The organism is Curtobacterium sp. B8, assembly GCF_000333315.1.
GTDB lineage: Bacteria > Actinomycetota > Actinomycetes > Actinomycetales > Microbacteriaceae > Curtobacterium > Curtobacterium luteum.
The window spans coordinates 1-7,193 of the sequence record NZ_BACW01000335.1 but is presented as its reverse complement, the minus strand read 5'-3'; the positions used below and the strand labels follow the sequence as shown (position 1 = coordinate 7,193).

The 7,193-nt window shown below is 72.3% G+C and carries 6 protein-coding genes and 1 tRNA gene; 6 read left to right on the top strand and 1 reads right to left on the bottom strand.

What is annotated here, in order from left to right; translation table 11 throughout:
* Positions 1–278: 278 nt before the first annotated feature.
* A tRNA-Arg gene (locus I59_RS08695) sits at positions 279–350 on the top strand.
* Between the two features lie 211 nt (positions 351–561).
* Here I59_RS08695 and I59_RS08690 read toward each other — a convergent pair.
* Entirely contained in the window at positions 562–1,140 is a 579-nt protein-coding gene (locus I59_RS08690; protein WP_022903539.1) for a hypothetical protein, read from the bottom strand.
* 58 nt (positions 1,141–1,198) lie between these two features.
* Between I59_RS08690 and argS the strand changes: the two genes are divergently transcribed.
* The 5 genes from argS to I59_RS08665 all read left to right on the top strand — a co-directional run.
* Positions 1,199–2,869: an arginine--tRNA ligase gene (argS, locus tag I59_RS08685; protein ID WP_022903538.1), complete on the top strand. Its 1,671-nt coding sequence runs from the start codon at positions 1,199–1,201 to the stop codon at positions 2,867–2,869.
* Positions 2,870–3,047: 178 nt separating this feature from the next.
* Positions 3,048–3,803, top strand: a complete 756-nt coding sequence (locus tag I59_RS20840; RefSeq protein ID WP_022903537.1) for a DUF2993 domain-containing protein — start codon at positions 3,048–3,050, stop codon at positions 3,801–3,803.
* A 43-nt stretch (positions 3,804–3,846) separates the two neighbouring features.
* Positions 3,847–5,328 carry an alanine racemase gene (locus I59_RS08675; RefSeq protein ID WP_022903536.1) on the top strand — a complete coding sequence of 494 codons (1,482 nt, stop codon included), beginning with the start codon at positions 3,847–3,849 and terminating at the stop codon, positions 5,326–5,328.
* A gap of 27 nt (positions 5,329–5,355) precedes the next feature.
* On the top strand, positions 5,356–6,687 hold the full coding sequence (locus I59_RS08670) for a homoserine dehydrogenase (RefSeq protein WP_022903535.1): 1,332 nt from the start codon (positions 5,356–5,358) through the stop codon (positions 6,685–6,687).
* Between the two features lie 59 nt (positions 6,688–6,746).
* Positions 6,747–7,193: pyridoxal-phosphate dependent enzyme (locus I59_RS08665; RefSeq protein ID WP_022903534.1), on the top strand; the 447-nt coding region annotated here is incomplete at its 3' end.

The window sequence follows — 7,193 nt, the reverse complement described above, 5'->3', positions numbered from 1 at the left end:
GTCTCGAGCGCGAGGGCGTCCGGGTGCGTCGTCGCGGTCTCGGTGAGGACGTCGAGCAGCGTCCGGGGCGCGGGGGCGTGCGCTCCGCGTGCGAGTTCGTGCTGCGGGTTCCCGGTGGCGGTGGTCATCGAGTCCTCTCCCTGGCCGTGCGCTGGTCGGTCGGGCCGCGATCCTAGAGGGCCGGAGTGACGTCCGAGGAAACTGCGACGACGCGCTGCACGCGACACGCCCTGGTCCGGGAGGGGCTCCGAGACCTGCTACGGTTGATCACACCCCGGGCCCCCATAGCTCAGGGGATAGAGCACTGCCCTCCGGAGGCAGGGGCGGAGGTTCGAATCCTCCTGGGGGCACAGACACATTCCCGCGCAAGCTGACGTCCTCGCTGCGCTCGTCCGGCAGCGCGCGATGTCGCGTTCCGCGACCGTCCCCCGTGGTGTTTCCGCCAGGTGCGTCACGGTCGTTCCCGCCACCGACAGACCGCCGGGAGGCGCGGTGCGGGCCCGCCACGGGCCTCCAGGCCGGCGCAGCGCGCCTCAGGGGGTCGGCGTCAGCGGGTCGGCGTCAGGGGGTCGGCGTCGCCGACGACGTCGCGCTCGGCGCGACCACGCCGCGGATCGCGTCCACCACCGGCTGGGCACCGCCGGGCTCGGTGAAGAGCGTCGAGGACGCGGTGACCCAGTACGGGTCCGGGAACGCGTCCGCGCGACCGACCCCGTCGTCCGCGAGGTCGAAGTACCCCTCGACCCGGTACGTCGGCACCGAGCCACCCCGCTGGTAGAGCGCGTCCTTGAGGTTCGTGAGCGACTTCTCAGGCAGGTGCGCCACGGCGAACGAGATCGTCACGGCGTGGTCGGAGACCTCACGGAACTGGCACACGCGTCCCCGGTGCTCGGCGATCCAGGCCGCGGGCGAGCCCTTCGACGGCCGGTAGGACCCGACCTCCTCGAACGCCTGCCCGTACACCGCGAGCGACTCCAGCGGCAGCAGGTCGGTGCAGGACTGCGTGACCGGCGTCCCGATCGGCGTCGCGGTGGCCGTCGGACCCGCTTGGCCGCCACCGGAGCAGGCGGCGAGCACGGCGACGGAGGTGGTCGCGAGGACGGCGGCGCTGATCGCCCGGACGCGGCTGCGGGAGGTCATCCGGCCATGATGGCGCATCGTCCGGGGAGGCCCGTGGACGCCGGTAGGATCGACCGCTATGACCCCAGCCGAACTCTCCGCCGCGTACCTGTCGATCCTGACGGGGATCGTGGAGCGACGAGGTGCGTCGGACACGGTGACGGTCGAGGAGTCGCACGCGGCCCTCGAACGGCCGAAGAACCGCGCACACGGCGACTGGGCGTCGAACGCCGCCATGCAGCTCGCGAAGCGCGTCGGGACGAACCCGCGCGAGCTCGCGACGGAGATCGCGGGGGAGCTGACCGAGCTCGACGGCGTGGCCTCGGTCGACGTCGCCGGCCCCGGCTTCATCAACATCACGCTCGAGGCCGCGGCCGCCGGTGCGATCGCGCGGACCATCGTCGAGCAGGGCGCGTCCTTCGGGCACGGCGACCTCTACGACGGCGTGAAGATCGACCTCGAGTTCGTCTCCGCCAACCCCACCGGCCCGATCCACATGGGCGGCGTCCGCTGGGCCGCGGTCGGCGACAGCCTCGCCCGCGTGTTCGAGGCGCAGGGCGGGCTCGTCACCCGGGAGTACTACTTCAACGACCACGGCGCGCAGATCGACCGGTTCGCCCGGTCCCTCGTGGCGTCCGCGCTCGGCGAGCCCACGCCCGAGGACGGCTACGGCGGCGCCTACATCGGCGAGATCGCGGCGCGCGTCATCGCCACGCTTCCGGCCGGCACCGACGTCCGCGACCTCCCGCGTGACGAGGCGCAGGAGCTCTTCCGCCGCGAGGGCGTCGAGTTCATGTTCGCCGACATCCGGTCGTCCCTGCACGACTTCGGCGTCGACTTCGACGTGTACTTCCACGAGAACTCGCTGCACGAGTCGAAGGCCGTCGAGCGGGCCATCGAGCGGCTGCAGTCCCTCGGCAAGATGTACGAGGCCGAGGGTGCGCTGTGGCTCCGCACGACCGACTTCGGCGACGACCGCGACCGCGTCGTGATCAAGTCCGACGGGCAGCCGGCGTACATCGCGGGCGACCTGGCGTACTACCTCGACAAGCGCGAGCGCGGGTTCGAGCGGAACCTCATCATGCTCGGTGCGGACCACCACGGCTACGTCGGCCGGATGATGGCGATGTGCGCGGCCTTCGGTGACGAGCCGGGCAAGAACCTCGAGATCCTCATCGGGCAGATGGTCAACCTGCTGAAGGACGGCGAGCCGATGCGCATGTCGAAGCGCGCGGGCACGATCGTCACGATGGAGGACCTCGTCGACGCGGTCGGTGTGGACGCCGGCCGGTACGCGCTGGTCCGGTTCGCCAGCGACACCTCGATCGACATCGACCTCGACCTGCTGACGAAGCGGACGAACGACAACCCGGTCTTCTACGTCCAGTACGCCCACGCGCGCACGCAGTCGGTGGCCCGCAACGCCGCCGCCTCCGGGGTGGACCGGTCCGCGTTCGACGCCGCACTCCTCACGCACGAGACCGAGAGCACCCTCGTGGGGGCCCTCGCCGAGTACCCGCGGGTGGTCCGGCAGGCCGCGGAGCTGCGTGAGCCGCACCGCATCGCGCGGTACATCGAGCAGCTCGCGGGCCTGTACCACCGCTGGTACGACTCCTGCCGCGTCACGCCGCTCGGGGACGAGGCCGTGACGGACCTCCACCGCACGCGCCTCTGGCTGAACGACGCCACCGGGCAGGTCATCCGCAACGGCCTCGGGCTCCTCGGGGTGAGCGCGCCCGAGCGCATGTAGCGCGCGGCGCGCGGCGCCGCGGGCGCCGCACAACCAAAGTCGTTCCGAACCACGCAAACGCGTGGTTCGGAACGACTTTGGTTGTGCAAACGCCGAGCGCGCCGCACCGCAGCGCACACACCGGGCGCACACCGCGCCTCCAGGCGGGTCGATGGTGGGTCCTGGCAGGGTGGGACGCATGACCGCCGCCCCCGTCGCCCGCCCGAAGCGCCGCCGCTGGCCGATCGTCCTCGTCGTCGTGCTCCTCGTGCTCGCGGCCCTCGTGGTCGTCGCCGAGTTCGTCCTCCGCGGCGTGGTCGACCGGATCATCGCCGAGCAGGTCGAACGCTCCCTCCCCGAGGGCACCACCGGCCAGGTCGAGGCACACGCCGACGGCATCGTCATCCCGCAGCTCCTCTCGGGGAAGCTCGACCAGGTCGAGATCTCCTCACGGAGGATCACCGTCGACGGCATCCCGCTCGCGGCCGACGTCACCGTGCACGACGTGCCGGTCGACGGGCAGGGCGACGTCCGCGACGTCGACGGCACCGTGACGCTCGCCTCGGCCAGCATCACGGACCTCGCGAAGTACAGCCCGCTGTTCGACCGCCTCCGGCTCGTCGACGGCGGGGTCGAGCTGTCCGGTTCCACCGCGGTCCTCGGGTACGACATCACCTACGCCGCGAAGGGCGACGTCGTCGCGCAGGACGACGGCAAGGGCGTCACGATCACCCCGAAGAGCGTGCGGATCACCAACTCGTCGCTCGGGCTCAAGGTCGACACGATCCCCGGCGTCACGAACGTCCCGGTCACCGTGTGCACCGCGCGCTTCCTGCCGTCCCAGCTCGCCGTGCGCGACCTGGACATCACGGCGCGACAGGCGACCGTCCGCGTGACCGCGGATTCGCTGCCGCTCAGCGAGGACGGGCTGCGGTCGGTGGGCTCCTGCTCGTAACACCGGCCGGGAGGCCCGCCACGGCTCGGTAGGATCGGGTCCCGTGAGCGAGAACCCCCTTGCCCCGCCGCGGCTGCGGTTCCCGACGGACCCCTCCGCGCTGACCGCGCGCATCTGGCCCGCCTCCGCGACCCGGACGGACGACGGCGAGCTCGCCGTGGGCGGGATCACCGCCTCCGACCTCGTCCGGCAGTTCGGCACGCCGCTCTACGTGGTCGACGAACGCGACGTCCAGTCCCGCGCCGTGCGGGTGCGCACGGCGTTCTCCGAGGCCTTCGGTCGCATCGGCACCCGGGCGCACGTGTACTACGCCGGCAAGGCATTCCTGACGACGCAGGTCGCAGCCTGGATGGCCGAGGCGGGCCTGCGCGTCGACGTCTGCACCGGCGGCGAACTCGCGGTCGCCCTCGCCGGCGGGGTGGGCCCCGGCATGCTCGGCTTCCACGGCAACGACAAGTCCGACGCCGAGATCGCCCGTGCGGTCGAGGTCGGCGTCGGGACGATCGTGCTCGACAGCCACGAGGAAGTGCAGCGCGTGGCACGGGCGGCCGCCGACGCCGGGATCGTCCAGCGCGTCCGCGTCCGCATCAACAGCGGCGTGCACGCTTCGACGCACGAGTACCTCGCGACCGCCCGCGAGGACCAGAAGTTCGGCATCCCGCTCACCGAGGCCGAGCAGGCGGCGGCCGAGGTGCGTGCCGAGCCGTCGCTCGCGTTCGTCGGGCTGCACTCGCACATCGGTTCGCAGATCTTCGACGAGGCCGGGTTCCGGGAGGCCGCCCGGCGTCTCATGGACGTCCACGCCGCCCTCGTCGCCACCGGTCCCGTGCCGGAGCTGAACCTCGGCGGCGGCTGGGGCATCGACTACACCGAGGCCGACTCGGCCTTCGCGCCGGAGGACGTCGCCGGGGCCCTCGCGACGATCGTGGCGGAGGCCTGCGCCGAGCGCGGCATCCCCGTCCCGGAGATCGCCGTCGAGCCCGGGCGCTACATCGTGGGCCCCGCCGGCATCACGCTGTACTCGGTCGGCACGATCAAGCCGGTGACGCTCGAGGCCGCGGACGCACACCCCGGTGACGAGCCCGTCGTCGCGACCGAGGACGACGCGGTCGCGGCGGACGAACCGACCGCCGACGTCGCCACCCGCACCTACGTCTCGGTCGACGGCGGCATGAGCGACAACGCCCGCCCCGCCCTGTACGGCGCCGACTACACGGCCCGGCTCGCCAGGTCGTCGGACGCCCCGGCGGTCCTCAGCCGGGTCGTCGGCAAGCACTGCGAGTCGGGCGACGTCGTCGTCCAGGACGAGTACCTGCCCGGGGACGTCCACCGCGGCGACCTCCTCGCCGTCGCTGCGACCGGTGCCTACTGCTGGAGCCTCGCGAGCAACTACAACCACGTCGGACGTCCGCCCGTCGTGGCGGTGGCCGACGGCGCAGCCCGTATCCTCGTCCGAGGCGAGTCGATCGACGACCTGCTCGCCCGTGACACCGGGGTCCTTCCCGCAGCCGGCTCCGGCCGTTGACCCCCGACCGACAGGAACCACCCCCAGATGATCGAATACCGCAACGTCCGCGTCGCCCTGCTCGGAGCCGGCTCGGTCGGTTCGCAGGTCGCGCGGCTCCTCCTCGAGCACGGTGACGAGCTCGCCTCGCGTGCGGGTGCCGGTCTCGAACTCGTCGGCATCGCGGTCCGCGACACCGGAGCGCCCCGGGACGTCGACCTGCCGAAGGAGCTCTTCACGACCGACGCCGAGTCGCTGATCCTCGGCGCCGACATCGTCGTGGAGCTCATCGGCGGCATCGAGCCCGCACGGACGCTCGTGCTCCAGGCACTGCAGTCCGGCGCCGACGTCGTCACCGGCAACAAGGCGCTGCTCGCCACCCACGGCCCGGAGCTCTTCGCCGCGGCCGAGCAGGTGGGCGCGCAGCTGTACTACGAGGCCGCGGTCGCCGGGGCGATCCCGATCATCCGGCCCCTGCACGACTCCCTCGCCGGTGACCGCATCGTCCGGATCATGGGCATCGTCAACGGCACCACGAACTTCATCCTCGACCTCATGGACCGCAAGGGAGCGACCTTCGAGGACGCGCTGGCGACGGCCACCGAGCTCGGGTACGCCGAGGCCGACCCCACCGCCGACGTCGAGGGCTACGACGCCGCGCAGAAGGCCGCGATCCTGGCCTCGCTCGCGTTCCACACCTCCGTGCCGCTCGTCGCCGTGCACCGCGAGGGCATCACCGCGATCACGATCGACCAGGTGCGTGCCGCCCGCAAGGCCGGCTACGTGGTGAAGATCCTCGCGACCGCCGAGCGCCTGACCGACGAGGACGGCCGCGAGGGCGTCTCCGCCCACGTCTACCCGGCCCTCGTGCCGGAGTCGCACCCGCTCGCGAGCGTCCACGGCGCGAAGAACGCCGTGTTCGTCGAGGCCGAGGCCGCGGGCGACCTCATGTTCTACGGCGCGGGCGCCGGCGGCGTCGAGACGGCATCGGCCGTGCTCGGCGACCTCGTGTCCGCCGCGCGCCGGCACGTCATCGGCGGCCCCGGCGTCGCCGAGTCGACCCAGGCGGACCTGCCCGTGTTCCCGATCGGGACCGTGCGCACCCGCTACCAGATCACGCTGCACGTCGCGGACGCCCCCGGTGTCCTGTCGACGGTCGCCGGCGTGCTCGCCAAGCACGGCGTCAGCGTGGAGACGGTCGAACAGACCAGTGCGCTGCAGACGGACGCTCCCGGTGCCGACCGCACCGGTGCGACCGCGACGCTCGTCATCGGCACCCACCTGGCGCGCGAGTCCGACCTCGCCGACACCGTGGTGGCGCTCCGGAACGAGGACGTCGTCGCCGAGATCACCAGCGTGCTGCGGGTCGCCGGCGCCTGAGCCGCGACCTGGCGAGCACCACGCCCACGAACACCACACCGAACAAAAAGGGGAGCCTGATGGCCCACCAGTGGCAGGGAGTCCTGCGCGAGTACGCCGACCGTCTCGACGTGACCGAGGCGACGCCCGTCGTCACCCTCGGCGAGGGCGGCACCCCGCTCATCCCGGCACGTCGTCTCTCCGAGCGCACCGGCGCGGACGTCTACGTCAAGTTCGAGGGCATGAACCCGACCGGCTCCTTCAAGGACCGCGGCATGACGATGGCGATCTCGAAGGCCGTCGAGCACGGCGCGAAGGCCGTCATCTGCGCCTCGACGGGCAACACGAGCGCGTCCGCCGCCGCGTACGCCACGCACGCGGGCATCACCGCCGCGGTGCTCGTGCCCGAGGGCAAGATCGCCATGGGCAAGCTGAGCCAGGCCATCGCCCACGACGGCCAGCTGCTGCAGGTGCAGGGCAACTTCGACGACTGCCTCGACATCGCGCGCGACCTCGCGGCGAACTAC

What these genes read in the sequence shown, in the direction of transcription:
- I59_RS08690 (WP_022903539.1), bottom strand. Translation starts at nt 1,140, where the DNA reads ATGACCTCCCGCAGCCGCGTCCGGGCGATCAGCGCCGCCGTCCTCGCG.
- argS (WP_022903538.1), top strand. Translation starts at nt 1,199, where the DNA reads ATGACCCCAGCCGAACTCTCCGCCGCGTACCTGTCGATCCTGACGGGG.
- I59_RS20840 (WP_022903537.1), top strand. Translation starts at nt 3,048, where the DNA reads ATGACCGCCGCCCCCGTCGCCCGCCCGAAGCGCCGCCGCTGGCCGATC.
- I59_RS08670 (WP_022903535.1), top strand. Translation starts at nt 5,356, where the DNA reads ATGATCGAATACCGCAACGTCCGCGTCGCCCTGCTCGGAGCCGGCTCG.